Genomic DNA, 18,740 nt, shown 5'->3' with positions numbered 1-18,740 from the left:
ACCCAACACGGCCAACAACGTGTTCTCAATCGAAAATGTCCATCCCTCCAGAGATTACATGAGACATCTTCACCCACCTGAAGCGTACCAACGACACCTTTGCCGCACACCCAGCAGCATCCGCCATCGACACGGAAACCGTACTGCCCTCTATGGCGTTGCGCTGCTACGGCGAGTCGTATGCATTTGCGATGCTGGCATCCCCGACACCCGCTTAACGATGTGGATGCCATTCGCCTTCATCCAGGCATCGAACTGATCGGCAGTCATCCGCTGGCCGTTCTGAGTCATATCGAACCGATACTTGGCAACGTTATCAGACCCACGTGGCGGCAGAGTCGGTTGGAACACACGCCGTGGAGAAGACCTCAAGGCACAGGCCACCAGTATGAGCATCAGCATCACCACGAACACACGGCACAAAAACCTGAATACAGGTTGCCACATCTGAACGTTATCCACCTAAAAATGAAGTCACTTTATTGACGTGTAAAAATTTAATAAATCATGAAGCAAGGCACCATGATGCCAAATGAACGTTCCAAACGATCATGATCGCGCATGCACTGGACAGGCAACCTCCAATTCACCATAGCGTCAACGTGGCATCAGCAGCCTTCCTCCTGATCCACTCACACCGCCGCCACGACTTCCCCATTGAATCCATGCAATGATCTGGCACCACTCGGCAACCCAGTCCAACAACGAAACCGCCTGTGCAACAGATATCACACGCCCCCCGCTGGTGATCTTCATCAGCTCGATCCATGAGCACGTGCAAGGGGCGATTCGGCAGCCCGGACCGCTTGAGCCACTCACGACCTTGCGGCACCTCGTGCGCTTGTCCAAGGGATAGAAAAAAGGCGATGCCCGTCTGGCCATGTGCGCATCCACCACGAAAAAGTGGTTCTTGGTGTTCCACCGATCACAGGATGTGCCGCTACCGTCGGATGTACCCGCACACTGATGCTATCCAGCGACACCGTTTGGCGCTTGATCTGCACGACCCGCACTGACTGGCATGGCTCGCAGTGTCGATTTAGCACGCTTGGCTTCGCCCATTGATCCATACCTGTGCAGATCGTGTGCCAGTAGCTGAAGCCCTAGGACAGGCGATGCCATGTGCAGCCATGCTCAGCGACATACAGAATGGCACTGACGTTGCCGCGCTGCCTCGGCAGAGCGACTAAAAAACAGTGTTCGACCTGCACACACTGGGCAGAGGCGATCTCGATACGCTTACTACCGCAGGGACATCGCCTCCGCACCATTGAGTGTTAATAAACTCCACTCCTGTCGTCACGATCCAATCGCACCCAATTCCCTGAAGCGCCCACCGCCAGCGCAAACCATCCACATCCATCGCACCGCTTGGCAGCAACTGTGGTGGTTGCCTGCCTTGCCCGATACGCCCACTTCACCCTGTTTCGATTAAGACAAATGAAATTTTAAATGGCCATGCCGTTATTGAACTCCCCGGCACACCCGTCGAGGACAAGCAAACAGAGCAAGAGACACATATCCGTACACGGTAGATGCGTTGTGCAGCTTTATGACCCAATGTAGATCGCTCCAGCCCACAGGTGACCTTAAGTGGACCAAGACGACACCGCACGCAAGCCAGACAAGGAAGCAAAAGTCACTGCCGGTCATCCCGCATGCCGAGAGCAAACCGCAGTTGGCATTGTCAGCACCCCACTTAGAAAAAACACCGTTTGAGATAGATCGTTGAGATAGATCGATCATGTTCGGAAATTAACCTGTCATGACGAACCATGACCGCTCTTGGCAGACCTCTAGTGCGTGAGTTTTTACCCTCCTGACCCTCAGCAACACCCCCCATCTCCTGCAACATGGATTACATCAGGCGACATTGACCACTGTTGTGACGACAAGGATTGATCACCACCCCAATGATATTCACCCAGGGGCTACGGAATTATTTTCACTGCATCGTTTTACAAACCGCTTGTCTGCTGTATTAAACGCGTTGACTGAAAAAAATTGTTCAGTAGCAATCAACGACACCGCATTTGAACCACTTCATACAATCGAATCTATCCCGGTGAATACAACCACTCGATTTGCATCATCCCTACACCAGCAGATCAGCAAAAAGAACGATTACTCCTGGGACAACAGGGTCACTATCTGCCGCACTTTATCCGCATCTGTGCAGGCGTAGTCTCCACCCAAGTCGCGGATATATGGATGAGGCCCTAACCGCCGTGCAGCTACCACACGGCGCGCCGACGCGTGGAATTCATATGCTCCCGTCAGGACCCGCAATTGCACTACATTGCCTGCAGACACACCGGCGCCCGGCATCACCACAATCCGCCCTGCCGCTTGGACCACCAGGGCCGCAATTGTTTCAGCACCCTCCAGCGCACTCGGACGTGCCCCTGACGTCAGCACCCGCTCGCAACCCAACGCAATCGCATCCTCCAACGTACGTGCTGGATCCGCACTGACATCCATCGCACGATGAAAAGTCACACCGAGCGGCCCAGCCGCGGCGATCAGCGCGCGCATCATCCCCATGTCAACATCACCCGCCGGATCCAATGCACCCAACACCACGCCATCGCAACCAAGACGCACGCAATACTCCACATCACGGCACATCACGTCCATCTCCTGCGCGGAGAACACAAAATCGCCGACCCGAGGCCGAATCAACACATATAGCGGGATATGCAGATGTTCACGCGCAACGCCCAACATCCCATACGACGGAGTCAACCCGCCACCATCCAGTCCATTGCACAACTCCACCCGCATTGCCCCGCCCTGCTGCGCGGCGAGCGCCGCAGCAACCGAACCAGCAGCCACCTCCAGTACAGGCGACACGCTCATACCCGCCTCCCGTGATTATCGTGACTGTCAGTACACATCATCCTCTCCACCACAGCGCAACGGTCCATATAAACATATAGAGCAATCCTCGTCTGACATCGGTGCATTCGATTCCTGGGATCATGCGAACAGCACTGCACGATCACCAAACACCATCACGCGCAATCCCTTCTTCAGATGACGCATACGGCGCCAGACACAAGCACCACCCTGCAGCAGCACGATCGCGGTGCAATCATGCAGATCCCCATGATACAAACGCCCAGCCTGACCCAGCGATTGCAATCCGAACATTCGATCGTACCCACCGCGGTATTAGACAGATCCATCCCGATGAAGGGCACACCTGGACAAGAACAGCGAGCAACGTTGGATCATCAACGCCCCATCCCCTGGCACGGGGACATGGTCCGTCATACACCACGCACCACTGCGTAAGAAACACCGATCTCCACTTAACGATATAGACCGGCAAGCCCACATGGCCTATGCATGGAAAATCATTGCGCTGCATCCTGTGCTGCAGCAACCGCAACACATTGCACGATTGACACACACACACCGAAGACATATCACTACAGACACGCCCAGGTGGCTTGGTGAACGGGGATACACACACCTGCACACCAATGAAGGTTCACTCGTTTTTCGTCAGGGACGTGCTGGCCAAACAATCACGCATCTGATTGATACCAGCATTGAACGCCGCTCCGCACTGACGTTCAGGACTGCCGCTGAACATTTTGAAGTGGCACAACAACGCTGCAACCACGCAGCCACTGCTCCAACACGACTGAGCCGGCACGCAGCGCACAACAGCGGTATAGATCACCGAGTAAGCCAGCTACACAGCCTCCAGCCCCCTGTCAGCCATGCAGACATACAACAGGATGCACATCGTCTCATCCAAAGATTTCACAGCGAACACCAAGCAAGCCACGCCAGCATTCTCCAACGCATGTGTAGCTTGACGAGCGTCAAGCTGGCACTGAACACGGCAAACCATCCGCACCGAAGAGACCACGCAGACCATGCTAAAAACCCTGCACACCTGGACGCATCACGGCGCAAAACATAGGAAGCTCGGCTACACTCGCCGCCTGTACACCGTTCGACCACGCATGTCCGAGATCCCCGCTAGCGACGCCTCAGCTCAAACTGAGAAGAAAGACTTTATCCGCCAGATCATCCGAGAAGACCTGGCTCACGGCAAACACACGCGCATCCGTACCCGTTTCCCCCCCGAACCCAACGGTTACCTGCACATCGGCCATGCCAAGGCCATCTACCTGGACTTTGGCATCGCCGCGGAATTCGGCGGACACTGCACCCTCCGCATGGACGACACCAACCCCGCCAAGGAAGACCCCGCGTTTGCCGCAGCAATTCAGGACGACGTACATTGGCTAGGCTTCCATTGGGACGCCCTACGGCATACCTCAGATTATTTTGAAGTGCTCTACTTGGCCGCCGAAAAACTCATTGCCGATGGGCAAGCTTACGTCTGCGACCTCAGCGCCGAACAGGTACGCGAATACCGCGGCACCTTGACCGAACCAGGCCGCTCGTCACCGTGGCGCGAGCGTCGTGTCGCAGAAAACCTGGCGCTATTCCGACAGATGCGTGCCGGCCTATTTCCAGACGGAACACGTACCCTGCGTGCCAAGATCGACATGGCCAGTGGCAACATCAACCTGCGGGACCCGGCGCTCTACCGGATTAAACACCTCGAACATCAAAACACCGGCAACACCTGGCCGATCTATCCCATGTACGACTTCGCACACGCGCTGAGTGATGCGATCGAAGGCATCACCCATTCATTGTGCACCCTCGAATTCGAGGATCACCGCCCCCTGTACGACTGGTGCGTGAATCACGTCGACCTACCGAACCATCCACACTTGCTGAACCCATTATTGGACAAGGGCTTTCCTCAGGAACCCAGCCAACCTCGGCAAATTGAGTTCTCGCGCCTGAACATCAACTACACCGTGATGAGCAAACGCAAGCTCACCACACTAGTCGACGAAAAACTGGTCGAAGGCTGGGACGACCCACGCATGTACACACTGCAAGGTCTACGCCGACGCGGCTACACTCCAGCAGCGATGCGCCTGTTCGTGGAGCGGATCGGCATCAGCAAGCAGAACTCGATCATCGACTTTGCAGTGCTGGAAAACTGCTTACGCGAGGACCTGGACGCAGTGGCACCGCGCCGGATGGCAACCATCGCACCACTGAAGTTGGTGCTCACCAACCTGCCCAAGGACCACGAAGAAATACTGATCTTCTCCAACCATCCCAAAGACGAAACCCAAGGCACGCGAACAGTGCCGTTTTCACGCGAGCTATGGATCGAGCGCGACGATTTCGCCGAAGTTCCGCCCAAGGGCTGGAAAAGACTGGTTCCAGGTGGAGAGGTGCGCCTGCGCGGAGCCGGCATCGCACGCGTGGACGACGTGGTGAAAAACGAGGCAGGCGACATCGTCGCACTGCACGGCTGGCTGGATCCAACATCGCGTCCCGGCATGGAAGGCGCACACCGCAAGGTCAAAGGCACCATCCACTGGGTCAGTGCATTTCACGCCGTAGCCGCGGAAATCCGTCTGTACGACCGGCTGTTCTCCATTGAAAAACCAGACGAACACTCCGACGGAAAAACCTACCGCGACTTCCTCAACCCGGACTCTAAACGCGTCGTGCATGGCTACGTTGAACCAGCGGCGGCACAGGCCACGCCAGAACATGCATTCCAATTCGAGCGCTTGGGCTACTTCGTCACCGATCGCCATGACCACGACGCCATACACCCGGTCTTCAATCGCAGCGTCACGCTGCGTGACACATGGCAGGGCCGCTGAGCGGCACCACCACACAAATCCACTGACGTTAGAGACAGTGCTGTCAGTGTTCAACGTGGTCCCAAGCACCCGGAGGGGCGATGCATCGGACCTCACCGCGATCCTCTGTTGGATTGGCAACACACGCTGCCATTCACAACTCCGCCTCTCTCCAACGCAGATTGGCCACCATTGATGTTCACCGCGTGCCAAAAGCAGTATCACAAACAAGCGTGCCGTCATCGCCACACATGCCTGAACCTTCAACGTGAGTCGACACGGTCAATCCGCACACCTAATCATCTTAAACAGCACCTCGAATCTGCATCTCGTTGTCATCACACATGCTCAGCGTGATGGTGTAGTTAACGTGATCGAACCACCTGACATCGTCTGGTACCAAAGGTGTCATTGCACCGCACGCCAACGTCACCTCAAAACAAGGCTCCGGTTAGCGACCCTAGAGATGCGGACGGGTCATCGCAGAGCACTGGAAAAATCGCACGCTAAGCCGGTTATCACGATCACAGTGACCTGAACGTGCCTGCACCAATTTTGGCACTGTTGCACCACACGTCATCGCCGGTCAGGTGAATGTGCTGCCAGCCAAGCAGCGACAGGTAGCGCAACACAGGATCTTTGACGATCTGACCGTGGCCACACAATGCATTCGCGACCCGTTCCGCATAGACCGTGTTCCACAGCACGATGACCACCTTCACCAAGTTGAGGGCACTGACAACGATGCCACATGGATACCAAACAGGTTCACCCCGACAGTGCGGTGAATGGCTCACACAGAATGTTCGCAGCACCACTGACTGAGGGAATTCAGTCGCTCACACACCATGCTTTTACTTCGTGCGTTGCAAACCACCGCTCATCCTCACTCTCTGCAACCGCATGATCAGGGATACAACAAAGACTTGCTCCAGCAGCCCACCGCATCAGCCGCGTAACGCCAGCGCTCGTGCAGGCGAAAGCGAGCGCCATACCAAAACTCGAACAAGTGAGGCACCACACGGAATCCTCCCCACCCTTCCGGGCGTGGTACGTCACGCCCCTCGAAACGCGCGTGCACCTCAGCCAAGCGCGCCTGAAATTCCTCGCGCGAGCCCAAGGGGCACGACTGTAGCGAAGCCCAAGCGCCGATTTGACTCTGGCGCGGACGTGAAGCGAAGTAGGCATCAGCCTCCGCCACAGCAACCTGCTGCACCCTCCCCTCAATGCGCACCTGTACTCCAGCCTCACGCAGACCACGCCACAAGAACAACAAAGCGGCCTGCGGATTGCTCTGCAAATCGCGCCCCTTGGGACTGTCGATATGGCTATAGAAAACAAAACCACGCACGTCGAATTTCTTCAACAAAACGGTACGCGCACTCGGACGGCCCTCTAACGAAGCCGTGGCCAGGGTCATCGCGTCAGGCTCGATCTCGCTGCTGTTTTTCGCCTCTTCAAACAACAAAGCGAACGTGGATAGGGCTTCAGCATACAAGTCAGACATGACATCCAGACAGACTATGGAGGGATGCCGCTATTGTGGTCGCATGTCTGTTGCTCCGCCTATAGACAGATCAAGGCAACTCTTAAGGGATCGACAATTGCAAGCACCCACAACAACACACGTATCCATCGCTGTAATGCAGAAAAACAGTTATGCATGTCCGTACAAGCCCTCCCTCAGATCACCGACCAATACGCTTCAAACAATCCCGTTTCTGAACATCACCGCGCACTCGATCGAACGCGCGATAAATCGGCAGTGCTAACATCAATGGGTATGAATCCCGCTCCCAATCTTGTGATGATCGGCCCGATGGGTGCCGGCAAAAGCTCCATCGGGCGACGCTTGGCCAAACACTTCAACCTGCACTTCGCAGATACTGATCACGTCATCGTCGAGCGCGTCGGCACGAGCATCCCTAACATTTTCGAATACTCCGGCGAGTCAGAATTCCGGCGCATGGAGCGCGAGGTGCTGCACGACTTGCTGGATCATGAAAACCAACTGATCGCGACTGGCGGCGGTACGATCCTGGATCCGAATAACCGCCGCCGCATTCACGAACGTGGTTTCGTGGTGTTTCTAAAGATCAACGTGGACACCCAATTGGAGCGGTTGGTACACGACCGTTACCGACCGCTGCTGCAACAACCCGACCGTACACAGGTGTTGCGCGATCTATCCGCCACACGCCAACCGCTATACCACGAGATCGCCGACATCACCATGACGACCGACCACATATCCCCCAACGCAGCCACCACACAGCTGGTGCTGCACTTGGCTGCCCACTGGCAGAGATCAAGCAACACCGCATGACCACTCCCACATCGCTGCGCACTGTCACCGTCGGTGACGCCTCCCCCTACACCATCACCATTGGTCGCGGCTTATTGGACGACAGTGCCCGCCTTAGCACAGCGATCCGCGGCCGGCATGTGCTCATTTTCAGTGATTCGGAAGTCGCCCCCCGTTATGCCGCACACCTACGGGATACGCTACTGCGCGCACGCCCCGATCTACGCCTCCAGGTGTTCAGCCTGCCAGCCGGCGAAGCATCCAAGACCCTGGAAAACTTCGGCGCAGCGATCACCGCACTTGCCGAACTCGGCGCCACCCGTGATGCCTGCATATTTGCACTCGGCGGTGGTGTCGTCGGGGATCTGGCAGGTTTCACCGCCGCCTGCTGGATGCGGGGGATAGACTACGTACAGGTGCCCACCACGTTGCTGGCGATGGTCGACTCTTCCGTCGGCGGCAAAACTGCCGTGGATATCCCCCAGGGTAAAAACATGGTCGGCGCCTTTCATCCGCCACGTGCAGTGATCGCCGACACCGACACCCTTGCCACACTACCGCCACGCGAGCTACGCGCTGGCCTAAGCGAAGTCATCAAGTACGGTGCCATCCGTGACCCCGTGTTCTTGCGCTGGTTACAGACCGAACGCAAAGCACTTCTGGCGCGCGCGCCAGCCGCACTGGCCCAGGCAATCGCACGTAGCTGCGAACACAAAGCAGACATCGTCGGACGCGATCCACTTGAGCAAGGCGAACGCATCCTGCTCAATCTCGGGCATACCTTCGGCCATGCCATCGAAACAGAACAGGGCTACAGCACACCGGGCAGCAACAATCTCAACCACGGTGAAGCAGTGGCCGTCGGCATGGTACTCGCCGCACGCCTGTCAACCGCCTTAGGTCTCGCGCCGGCACAGGACACCGAGACCCTAAAAAGCTTACTTGATGCCTACGGCTTGCCCACTGCACTACCATCAGGTCTAACACCGGAAGCGCTGCTAGGACGCATGCACCTGGACAAAAAAAACATCGCGGGCCGTTTACGCCTGGTCCTGTGGCGGGGGATTGGCCGGGCCGAGGCCGTCTCCGACGTCGATGCAACAGCGGTGCGACAGATCCTAGCCAGCTAAACCAATCCAAACACTAGACTCAAACCACATCACATCTGTCAGCATGCAACAACCAAGCCCCCCAGCCGACGGACACCCCACCTATACACCGAGCCATCACGGACACACCAGCCGCACCAGCTTCATGACCACAGCAGCTACAATCGGTTCCTACACACACGCTGCTGCAACACCCGTCTGTGGACAACGAACGGTCTCATTCTCTCCAACGCCTCCACACCCTGATCTATTCAAACCTCAGGACCTCTGATACAGGAAAACGGCCAGATCGGTACATGCATCCAGCGGCAGCGGATGTGCCCCTCACTGAAGACAAGGCACAGCATGTGCTTGGCAAGACGCACAACAGTCAGACCAAACACACCGTCTAGGTCATACTCACCCGCGATTCCAACACGTCACACTGAGAGTCTCCATGCTCAAAAATGATCGTCTGCTGCGCGCCTTGCGACGCGACAGCGTAGACCGTACCCCCATCTGGCTGATGCGCCAGGCTGGACGTTATCTGCCAGAATACCGTGCTGCCCGGCAACGCGCCGGCAGCTTCCTCAACATGGCAAAAACGCCTGACATTGCCTGTGAAATCACCCTGCAACCGCTGCGCCGCTTCCCACTGGACGCCGCAATTTTGTTCTCCGACATCCTGATGATCCCCGACGCGATGGGCCTGGAGCTGCACTTCATTGAAGGTGAGGGACCACGCTTCCGCAAGCCGATACGCGACGCTGCAAGTATTGCGCAGCTCGCCGTGCCGGATATGGAAACCGAACTACGCTACGTCATGGACGCCGTGCGGCTGATCCGCCGGGAACTCGGCAACAGCGTGCCACTCATCGGTTTTTCCGGCAGTCCATGGACACTGGCCTGCTACATGATCGAAGGAGGGAGCAGCAAAGAGTACGCACGCATCAAAGCCATGGCATTCAACGCGCCAGAAGTGCTGCACCAACTGCTAGACACCGTCACCACCGCGGTGATCAGCTACTTGGCAGCACAGCGCGCCGCTGGCGCACAGGCACTGCAGGTGTTCGACACCTGGGGAGGCGTGCTGTCGCCAACCATGTACCGCACATTCTCGCTACCCTACTTGGCGCGCATTGCGCGCGAACTGGAACGCGGCACTGGCAGCGAACGCACACCACTCGTGCTGTTTGGTAAAGGGAACGGACCTTACGTCGCCGAGCTGGCCATGACCGGTACCGAAGCCGTCGGCGTGGACTGGACCATCGAGTTAGAGGAGGCCGCACGGCGCACCAACGGCCAGGTTGCATTACAAGGCAACCTCGACCCGGCCACGCTGTACGGAACACCACACGCCATCGCGCACGAGGTACAACGCACCCTGGACAGCTACGCGGCGGGTAACGGTGGCTCACGCGAGGGTCATGTGTTCAACCTTGGCCACGGCATGTCACCTGGCATGGATCCGGATCACGTCGCCGCTCTTGTCGAAGCAGTGCAACGCTTGAGTCGTCGTTGACACACCCTGTACCCCAGGGTCAACAACTGGAATCTGGCAATGCAACACCATTCAGAGTCGAAAGTGTTCAACGATGCGCTGAACACTGAGTTTTCATACCAATTTCAAAACACTGGACCGCCCACTGGATCGACACGCACCTGAGTGATCTCAGTACCTTGCATCTGTTCAACAAGGGCGCACTGCTATACAACCTCAGCTTTGCGATATTCAAAGCAACTGCACGCACCGGGCATCCCTTCCCTGATGATCGCTAGACTGTCGCCCACGTGCAGACCTGTGGATCATCGACCTGACAGCACATCACGCATGTGTGATGCCATGTGCGCATCATCCAGATCCACGCCCACAGCAAGGTTCAATTCCAAGATCGTCTTCTTCAGACTTTGGAGGCTAGCAACGATCCAGGGAACGAAACGCCCTGCTGCTCCTGTCTCGACCGGCAACTCACAAAACAACCTCCCCAGCTGCAAACATGCTCTCTCGAAGAGCGCACCGAGCCGTTCTCCCGCATCAGCCGCCAAAAACACGTGGTGTGCCGCTTGGCCGACCCAGTCCATCGCCTCGTCATAGAGCGGCAATGGATCCGAAAGGGCTGGTTTCCAAAAAATTATTTCATGGAAGGCACCGTGTGATCGCCGATACAGCCATCCACCGCGCACGACACAGCCTCCGCACATTTCGATCTGCACAGATCAGAAAGCATCATTCGCAAGCTCCAATCATCGGCCTGGTTCAATAGCATCGATAGCCAACAGCTGAAACCAGCATGCCCGTGTGTCAAGGAACTCATGCATCGACGGCACTATTCGATCCAGGCACACCAAAGACCTACCTTGCAAAGGCAACCCACCAGAAATCGGGTTGGTCAGCATCGAGCGGCTGACCAACATGCGTAAACATGACGTCAAAGCCCGCCTCGTACCCAACGGACTTGGTCACATCATCCACGCGTGCAGTCGAACACATATCATTCAGGCAAACCCAGAACCAGGTTAAACAGGGCCAGACCAAAGGCCATGTCCAGATGGTTCGACACTCGATCGTAGTACACCCAAGTGGGCGGTCACCACCAGTACCTGGCAATGGCAATCATGCACCCGCACCATACGCAAAAGCTGTTTTAGCCACTGCCTGACACGCTCTGCAACAACGCAGCACGTGCTGCACTGACAGCCATGCCAACGTCCATACCTCAGCAGGATCATAGGATCGCACTATCCACCACACCGACCTTTTATCGCGCGGTAACGCCACGACGAAACGGATGCGTATTCATTGACCAATTTATGTTGGTGTACACACATCGCCATCTCCACGGCGCACATTCAACACCTGAGTGAGCACCTGCTCAAGCATGTCACCGGTCACAGGTTTGCGTAAAAATGCATCACCGCCAGCGTGTAGCGCCTGCACCTCAGCATCGGCATCGGTACGCGCGGTGACCACGACGATTGGAAAGTGCTTACCCTGGGCGCGCAGTTGCACAATTAATTCGGTGCCATCCAATCCCGGCAAATCAAGATCACATAAACAGGCGTCGAAACAGGTCACCGTCACCTCCGTTAATGCCGCCAATCCATGCAAAACGTGAGTGACACGATGCCCACGGATACGCAACAGTCCGGCGATCACATCAGCCACAGTCGGGTCGTCCTCGACCAGGAGTAGATGCAATGGATTGGACAAGGGTGAGGGTGCCGCAACCATGTCAGCAACCGCAGGTTGAGCCGCCAACACCCATGGAAGAGGCAGATCAACACGGAAACAGGTGCCCTTACCAAGCTGGCTGTCCACTTGGATATACCCCCCCATCACGGTGGCCAACTCGCGGCAGATGGCCAAACCGAGTCCACTGCCACCATAACGGGCTGCGGTGGAGGCACCCTTCGCCTGCTCGAAACGGCGGAACAAGCGCTGGCTTTGTTCCTCACTCAGTCCGGGACCGGTATCGGTCACTTCGATCCGTACACCAAGCCGCGGTTGCTCCTGCACAGGCGTAACCTGCAACACGACGTCCCCCTGCTCAGTAAATTTGGTCGCGTTGATCAACAGGTTGAGCAAAATCTGCTGTACTCGGTTGGCATCCCCATGCAGATGCTGCGGCACCCCTGGATCCAGTCTATAGACAAAGCGCAACCCCTTGCGCTCAGCCATCGGGCGCATCATCGCCACCACCTGTTCCAGCAACGCATGAAGCTCAAAATCACGCAGCTCCAGCGGCAGCTTGCCGGCCTCGATTCTGGCCAGATCCAGAGCATCATTGACCAACCGCAGTAAGTGCTTACCAGCCGATTGGATCGAAGTCGCATAGCCGCGCTGATGCACATCAAGCGGTGTCTGTAGCAGCAGTTCGCTCATCCCAAGCACGCCGGTCATCGGTGTGCGTACTTCGTGACCCAACGTGGCCAAAAACCGCGTTTTAGCCAGCGAGGCCCGCTCGGCAACTTCACGTTTATGTTGCTCCAGCTGCAAGCGAGCACGACGCCGTAACCGGCGATGGTAGTTCCACGTAACGCCCCAGACCAATAGCAATCCGATCCCCGTCAATACGCTCATCCCCCAGACGCTGCGCCACCAGGGCGGCAGTACGCGAAACTTCACCAAGTGGATGCGCGACAGATTGCCCATCGCGTCGGTACCCTGAATCAATAAGGTGTAGTCAGCCGAGGGTAGCGAAGAGAATTCCCGTGTACCGCTGGTACCCTGATCAACCCACCCTGTATCGAAACCCTTTAACCAATAACTGTAACGGTTGGACAACGGATCACCAAAGGAGAGCAACCGCGCACCGACAAGCAGTTGGCGATCATTAGGCAACAGTTCAAAGGGCTGATCAGTCGGCAAATTGGTGCGGCGTCCAGCACGGATCACACTGGCGGTCTCCATGCGTAGCTGAGGCACAAAGGGCGCCGGGTCGGACATCGCGGTGTCAAATAGCATCAGGTAACCGTCGGTAGTACCACCCACCAGCACACCATCCGGAGCCATCCACAAGCACGCATCAGCAAACTCCTGGCTGCCAAGACCGTCACGCAAACCAAAGTTACGCACCTCCAGCTCTTCGGCATTATCAATACGCCACAGGCCGCGGCGTGTAGACAACCAGATGCGGCCATGTGCGTCATGCTGCATCCCCAGTGACTCCATGGCAGGCAGTCCATGATGCGGCCCCACCCAGGCGACCCGCTGCCAACCATGACCACTGTGCCGCCATTGCTCCAAGCCCCGTAACCGATGCACCCAGAGTTCATCTTTCCCCGTCGCGACAAAGCTGTAGGCACGCTCTCCAGCCAAACCCGGTATCGGCACGAACATGTGGGTCTGTGGCTCCCAGGCATACACGCCACTGCCGGAAGCCAGCCACAATCGTCCATCCGGACCAAGGCCGATCTGCTCAATGTTGGAACCATCCAGGCCATGGCTGCCCGGTGCAATCTGATTTAACACACGCCCGCTTTCGAGATCCCGTTGCTGCAACACGCCCAACGCTTCTAGCCAAAGGCTGGCATCTGGCATTTCCACAATCCAAGCAATAGGACCATACAGCGGAATCGCGTCGTGTCCATCTGAGGACCACTCACGCCATTCTCCATTTCGCAGGTCCAGCCGCGCTAAGCCATTTTGCATGTTTGCCAGCCACAACCGACCACGGCTGTCCTCCAATGTGCTGGTCACCTTCATGCCGCGCAATTCGTTTCGCTGCCATCCCGTTTGTACCAGTTCACCGGTGCTGGTATTTAGACGCATCAACTGTCCAACGCTGTTCAACTGCCACAGCCCGCCCGAATACGCCGCCGGCGCAACATTGCAATAGGCACCCTCATCACCATCACTAGGCCGCACAACCGCCATTCGCTTCCAATCCTGGCGCAGATAGCCTAGACCGCGGCCATAGATCGGTACCCACAGTCCGCCACTCGTGTCGCGCCACAGGGCCGAAACAACAGCTGCGCCATGGTTCATGTCACCCAAAGGTATCTGAACTGGTGGTCGCTCTTGACGAGTACGCCACAGGCCACGCTCGCTCCCCAGCCAGAATTCACCATCACCAGCATCAGCCACAGACCACAGTAGATTGCCGAAAGCAAACATTGGCCCCCAATTCGGCGCACGCCAGCGGCCATCAGCGTCCTGCACGTACACGCCATCGGTAGTGCCAACCCACAGCCGGGTACCCACGGCAACAATCGAATAAATCGAGGCCTTGTCCAAAGGCGGCGGCGCCAAATGTAAACGCCCCCCCTCTAAATACAGCAGGCCGTCAGGCGTGCCCACCCAAAGTCGTCCATTGGCATCGAAGGTCAACGCTACAACCGGGGTATCCGTCAGGGACGGCGCAACATCAGCCAGCGCATAACGGGTGAGCGTTCCTCCCACACCAATTCGCATGACTGAAGCATGTAGACCACCCAGCCAGATCGCATCGCCACGACCGGTCAGCGTCTGTAACGCGTCCGTTTTAGCAACCGAACCCACTGGAACCAAGGTGAAGCGACGGCGCTGTGGATCGAGCACAGCAAGCCCAGCATTCTCAGACAACACCCAGATCCTGTCCTGTCCATCAATATACAAAGCCAGCAATGAATTGCCCGGGAGTGAGCCTGGATCGTCAGGATCATGGCGCCACACCTTGAATGCGGTGCCGTCATAGCGCGCCAGACCATCGCCCGTCGCCAGCCACAAATAACCAGCAGCGTCCTGGACCATCGCTCGCACCACATTGGATGGCAACCCGCTCGTCGCATCAAGGACACGGAAGCGTGGCATCTCCGGCACCGCCGCTGTAGCTGTAACGAACAACACCAACACGAGCAGCGCCGCCAGCATGCCCCCACACACGATCTTCAAACACCCCATCCAGCCATCTCAATTCCTTTTTATTGACATAGTCGCAACGGATCGTTGCAGACGCAACACACACTGGAAAAAGTATGACTAAAATCAAGGCTATGTTGCGTTGCACATTTCCGTTACTTGCCTTATTGCTCGCCGTCCCGCTTGCGAGCACCGCGGCCACAACCCGCTACGTACTGGACCCAGTGCATACCCGGATCGTATTCGCAATCGACCACGCTGGTATCTCAAAGGCCCTTGGTACGGTCTCCGGAAGCACCGGGACACTTGACTTCGATCCGGACAACTGGTCCAGCGCACACCTGGACGTGCGCATACCATTGCAGCGTGTGGACCTGGGCGATGCCAAGTGGAACAAAGCCACCTTGGCGCAGGGACTGCTTGATGCTACGCGCTATCCAGAGGCACACTTTGTCTCTAGCCAAGTCACCTCCACCACGCCGTCCAAAGGGCAGGTCGTCGGCCAACTCACCCTGCATGGAATCACTCACGAGGTGGTATTGGACATCACCTTCTATGGGATAAAGCGCCATCCTTTGCCTCCGTTTCGGCGTACCGCCGGCTTCTCGGCCAACACCACACTCAGCCGTGCCGCTTTCGGAATCAGTGCCTGGAAATCAATGATAGGCGATGAAGTACAGCTGCGCATTGAAGTTGAAGCTGTACGTGAAGGAATCATCAGCAAGGAGGCAACGGACCAGGCTGTGCATAAGGCCACGACAACATCAAGCAATGCAAAGGGGTCAGATGCAACGCCGCACGAAACCAATACAGGCGAAGAAACAGATACCACACCGTAGGAAAACTGATAATGACTCTGAAGAACACTGCTGAACGATGGGGCAGCCTGAGCCAGACACTGCACTGGTTGATCGCTGTGCTGATCCTAGGTTTAGGAATCGTTGGTCTCACCATGGGCAACCTGCCCAAAACTCCGAATTACTTCTGGGTTTACACCGCACACAAATCGATAGGCATCAGCGTACTGGTACTGGCTGTACTACGTCTGCTTTGGCGCCTCTATGCCGGTGCACCTAAGCCAGTACCTGGCACACCCGGCTGGCAGGAGCGGGTCGCCAATGTCACTCATGTGCTGCTGTACGTGCTGATTTTTACTATCCCGCTGGCCGGTTGGCTGTATGATTCAGCGCGTGGTCTGCGCCCGTTCTACTGGTTTGGTTTGTTCGAGATGCCCGCGTTGGTGTCGCCAAACGAAGCGATACGTGGAGTCGCCCACGAGATCCACAAATTTGGCTTCTGGACACTCGTCAGCTTAGTCGTATTGCATGCCGGCGCTGCTTTCTACCATCATCTGATCCAACGAGACGCCACCCTGGCACGGATGCTGCCACGCAACTGGTTCTCATCGAAATCCTAAGGAGTCGTGTATGTTCAAGGGGTCCTTTTACCTAGTGCTAACCACCGCCGTCCTGGTGATTGGCTACACCGTTGCCCCAGCGTGCGCAACCGACTATGTGGAAACGTCCGGTTCGATCTTGGTATTTTCTAACAAGTACGATGGCAAAGTGTTCACGGGCACTTTCCCTGGCTTTCGGACCCAAATGAGTTTCGACCCAAACGACCTATCCAGGGCACGCCTGGACGTCGCTATCCCGCTGACCAATGTGCACACCGGCGACAATGATCGCGACTCAACACTGCAGAGCGCAGATTTCTTCAACGTTAGCAAGTTCGCAACAGCGCACTATCGCGCCGACGCGTTCCGTGCGTTAGGCAATGGCAAGTACGCTGCCGATGGCACACTAGAGCTGCACGGCATGACCAAACCGGTCACACTGAACTTCACCTGGACCCCGGGTACACAACCCATTCTGATCGGCAAAGCCACCGTCAATCGACTGGATTTCGGTATAGGAAGCGGTGACTGGGCTGACATCAAAATCATTCCAAACGAGACCGCAATCAGCACCAAGGTCGTATTCAAGGCCAAGTAAGGCTCGCTACAGCACCTCAAACGGCGGACCGCCTCGTCGGGTCCGCCGTTTTTTTATGTGCGATGCACCAGAAACACATTAAACACATTGCTACAGCGAGACCGTATCGCACAGCTAGTCCGGACCCAAGACCATTGCACAGCACCACAACACCAACATCAACGCTTCCTACTGAGAATAAGCCAACAGTCGCTATTGAAGTTGATTCTGCATCGAGCCAACACGGCACAATCGCCGACGTTGATAGCATCATGGTAGGGGAGGTGGGAAGACATGGTCGGCATACAGCTCTTCCGGTCACACTCCTGTTGACCTGCAAGAGATCAATAGGATAGGCATTACATAGTCCTGATCACCTTGCCCAACAACGGGTTTTGATGCTGAGCAGTGTCTCGAACTGCTAGTCCTGCGAACGACCAGGCACCACCGCTCCTTCATGAAACCCGGCAATCCGCCATAGATACAGTCCGGCATAGGTGCGGTAAGGTCCCCAGCATTCGCCGCGAGTCAATAACGCCTTTGAGGTCGGGACGCAAGCAAGGCCATCCACACGCTGAGCACCCTTGCGTACCCCCAGATCGTCCACCGGCAGTACATCAGGACGGCCAAGACGGAATATCAACATCATCTCGACGGTCCAACGACCGATGCCACGAATCGCCATTAATGTCTCAACGATGGTGTGATGGTGCATCCACCCCATCTGCCGCACACTGGGCAGCTCGCCTGCAACTTCACGCCGCATGAGATCGCGTAAAGCCAGGATCTTGTTGCCGGAGACACCACAGGTACGCAGGGCAGCATCGTCGATGCACGCAAGTGTGTCAGCATATAAACAGTTGCTACCAATGGCAACCTCAACACGACCGACGATGGTCGAAGCAGCCTTACCACTGAGTTGCTGAAACAGAATCGCTCTGGCCAGGACATCAACCAGATTGAACGGCTTACGCCAGCCTTCCAGGGCTGGCAACGGACCAAGACGCTGCATCCACGCAGACAACCCTGGGTCGCAGTGGTACAGATGATCGTAGGCCGCCGCAACGTCGAAACCACGTGGGTACCAAGCCATGCACTTAAGCGCCTCAGTTTATCGATCATTAGCAGCATCCTGCGAGCAAGCATCACAGATGCTGCAGAGCTGGACCATCCGAATCAAGACCTGCCACAACGCAGCGACCCACAGACCGACGGAAAACAGCAGGGTTCCAATCCGCAATGCAAGCCAAGCCAACCCATATCAGGAGGTGTTATCCGGAATTAACAAACACAACCAACACCGCCCCGTGGGCGGCATAGGCAAATAGAACG

At 56.6% G+C, this 18,740-nt stretch carries 15 protein-coding genes and 1 pseudogene; 7 read left to right on the top strand and 9 right to left on the bottom strand.

Features of this window, described 5'->3' with window-relative positions; genetic code table 11:
• Positions 1-150: 150 nt before the first annotated feature.
• The 4 genes from PLS229_RS03765 to PLS229_RS03750 all read right to left on the bottom strand — a co-directional run bounded on the left by PLS229_RS03765 (position 151) and on the right by PLS229_RS03750 (position 3,153).
• Positions 151-396 (bottom strand): hypothetical protein, encoded by a 246-nt coding sequence (locus PLS229_RS03765; RefSeq protein WP_230428174.1) that lies wholly within the window; start codon positions 394-396, stop codon positions 151-153.
• Positions 397-597: 201 nt separating this feature from the next.
• Complete coding sequence (locus PLS229_RS03760) at positions 598-756, bottom strand: hypothetical protein (RefSeq protein WP_160165146.1); 159 nt, start codon at positions 754-756, stop codon at positions 598-600.
• Positions 757-2,124: 1,368 nt separating this feature from the next.
• Entirely contained in the window at positions 2,125-2,859 is a 735-nt protein-coding gene (locus PLS229_RS03755; RefSeq protein ID WP_038270676.1) for a copper homeostasis protein CutC, read from the bottom strand.
• Between the two features lie 120 nt (positions 2,860-2,979).
• On the bottom strand, positions 2,980-3,153 hold the full coding sequence (locus PLS229_RS03750) for a hypothetical protein (protein WP_160165144.1): 174 nt from the start codon (positions 3,151-3,153) through the stop codon (positions 2,980-2,982).
• Between the two features lie 827 nt (positions 3,154-3,980).
• Here PLS229_RS03750 and PLS229_RS03745 point away from each other — a divergent pair.
• Positions 3,981-5,723 (top strand): glutamine--tRNA ligase/YqeY domain fusion protein, encoded by a 1,743-nt coding sequence (locus tag PLS229_RS03745; RefSeq protein WP_038270716.1) that lies wholly within the window; start codon positions 3,981-3,983, stop codon positions 5,721-5,723.
• A 503-nt stretch (positions 5,724-6,226) separates the two neighbouring features.
• On the opposite strand, the pseudogene PLS229_RS03740 reads toward PLS229_RS03745, so the two are convergent.
• A pseudogene (locus PLS229_RS03740) lies at positions 6,227-6,439 on the bottom strand (Tn3 family transposase); the annotation flags it as partial.
• A gap of 170 nt (positions 6,440-6,609) precedes the next feature.
• Positions 6,610-7,209 (bottom strand): pyridoxamine 5'-phosphate oxidase, encoded by a 600-nt coding sequence (pdxH, locus tag PLS229_RS03735; protein WP_038270670.1) that lies wholly within the window; start codon positions 7,207-7,209, stop codon positions 6,610-6,612.
• Positions 7,210-7,485: 276 nt separating this feature from the next.
• On the opposite strand from pdxH, the gene PLS229_RS03730 reads away from it, so the two are divergent.
• The 3 genes from PLS229_RS03730 to hemE all read left to right on the top strand — a co-directional run bounded on the left by PLS229_RS03730 (position 7,486) and on the right by hemE (position 10,617).
• On the top strand, positions 7,486-8,028 hold the full coding sequence (locus PLS229_RS03730) for a shikimate kinase (RefSeq protein WP_038270669.1): 543 nt from the start codon (positions 7,486-7,488) through the stop codon (positions 8,026-8,028).
• Entirely contained in the window at positions 8,025-9,137 is a 1,113-nt protein-coding gene (gene aroB, locus PLS229_RS03725) for a 3-dehydroquinate synthase (protein WP_038270668.1), read from the top strand. Before PLS229_RS03730 ends, aroB begins: the two co-directional genes overlap by 4 nt.
• Positions 9,138-9,552: 415 nt before the next feature.
• The gene (gene hemE / locus PLS229_RS03720) at positions 9,553-10,617 is read left to right on the top strand and encodes a uroporphyrinogen decarboxylase (protein WP_038270667.1); all 1,065 of its coding nucleotides are present in this window, start codon (positions 9,553-9,555) and stop codon (positions 10,615-10,617) included.
• Between the two features lie 284 nt (positions 10,618-10,901).
• Here hemE and PLS229_RS03715 read toward each other — a convergent pair whose 3' ends face one another.
• Together PLS229_RS03715 and PLS229_RS03710 are read right to left on the bottom strand one after the other, a co-directional pair.
• A complete protein-coding gene (locus PLS229_RS03715; protein ID WP_160199301.1) occupies positions 10,902-11,198 on the bottom strand; it encodes a hypothetical protein in 297 nt (98 codons plus the stop codon).
• A 706-nt stretch (positions 11,199-11,904) separates the two neighbouring features.
• Positions 11,905-15,477, bottom strand: a complete 3,573-nt coding sequence (locus PLS229_RS03710; protein WP_038270665.1) for a hybrid sensor histidine kinase/response regulator — start codon at positions 15,475-15,477, stop codon at positions 11,905-11,907.
• 92 nt (positions 15,478-15,569) lie between these two features.
• Between PLS229_RS03710 and PLS229_RS03705 the strand changes: the two genes are divergently transcribed.
• From PLS229_RS03705 to PLS229_RS03695, 3 genes are read left to right on the top strand one after another with little or no spacing between them, the layout of a single operon-like run.
• Entirely contained in the window at positions 15,570-16,274 is a 705-nt protein-coding gene (locus tag PLS229_RS03705; protein WP_069636203.1) for a YceI family protein, read from the top strand.
• 11 nt (positions 16,275-16,285) lie between these two features.
• A complete protein-coding gene (locus tag PLS229_RS03700) occupies positions 16,286-16,852 on the top strand; it encodes a cytochrome b (protein WP_038270663.1) in 567 nt (188 codons plus the stop codon).
• 10 nt (positions 16,853-16,862) lie between these two features.
• Positions 16,863-17,429 (top strand): YceI family protein, encoded by a 567-nt coding sequence (locus PLS229_RS03695; RefSeq protein WP_038270662.1) that lies wholly within the window; start codon positions 16,863-16,865, stop codon positions 17,427-17,429.
• Positions 17,430-17,829: 400 nt separating this feature from the next.
• On the opposite strand, the gene PLS229_RS03690 is transcribed toward PLS229_RS03695, so the two are convergent.
• Positions 17,830-18,501 (bottom strand): DNA-3-methyladenine glycosylase family protein, encoded by a 672-nt coding sequence (locus PLS229_RS03690; protein WP_038270661.1) that lies wholly within the window; start codon positions 18,499-18,501, stop codon positions 17,830-17,832.
• Between the last annotated feature and the right edge of the window lie 239 nt (positions 18,502-18,740).

The sequence above is a fragment of the Xylella taiwanensis genome, from assembly GCF_013177435.1.
Classification (GTDB): Bacteria; Pseudomonadota; Gammaproteobacteria; order Xanthomonadales; family Xanthomonadaceae; genus Xylella; species Xylella taiwanensis.
This window is presented reverse-complemented; position numbering and strand designations above follow the sequence as displayed.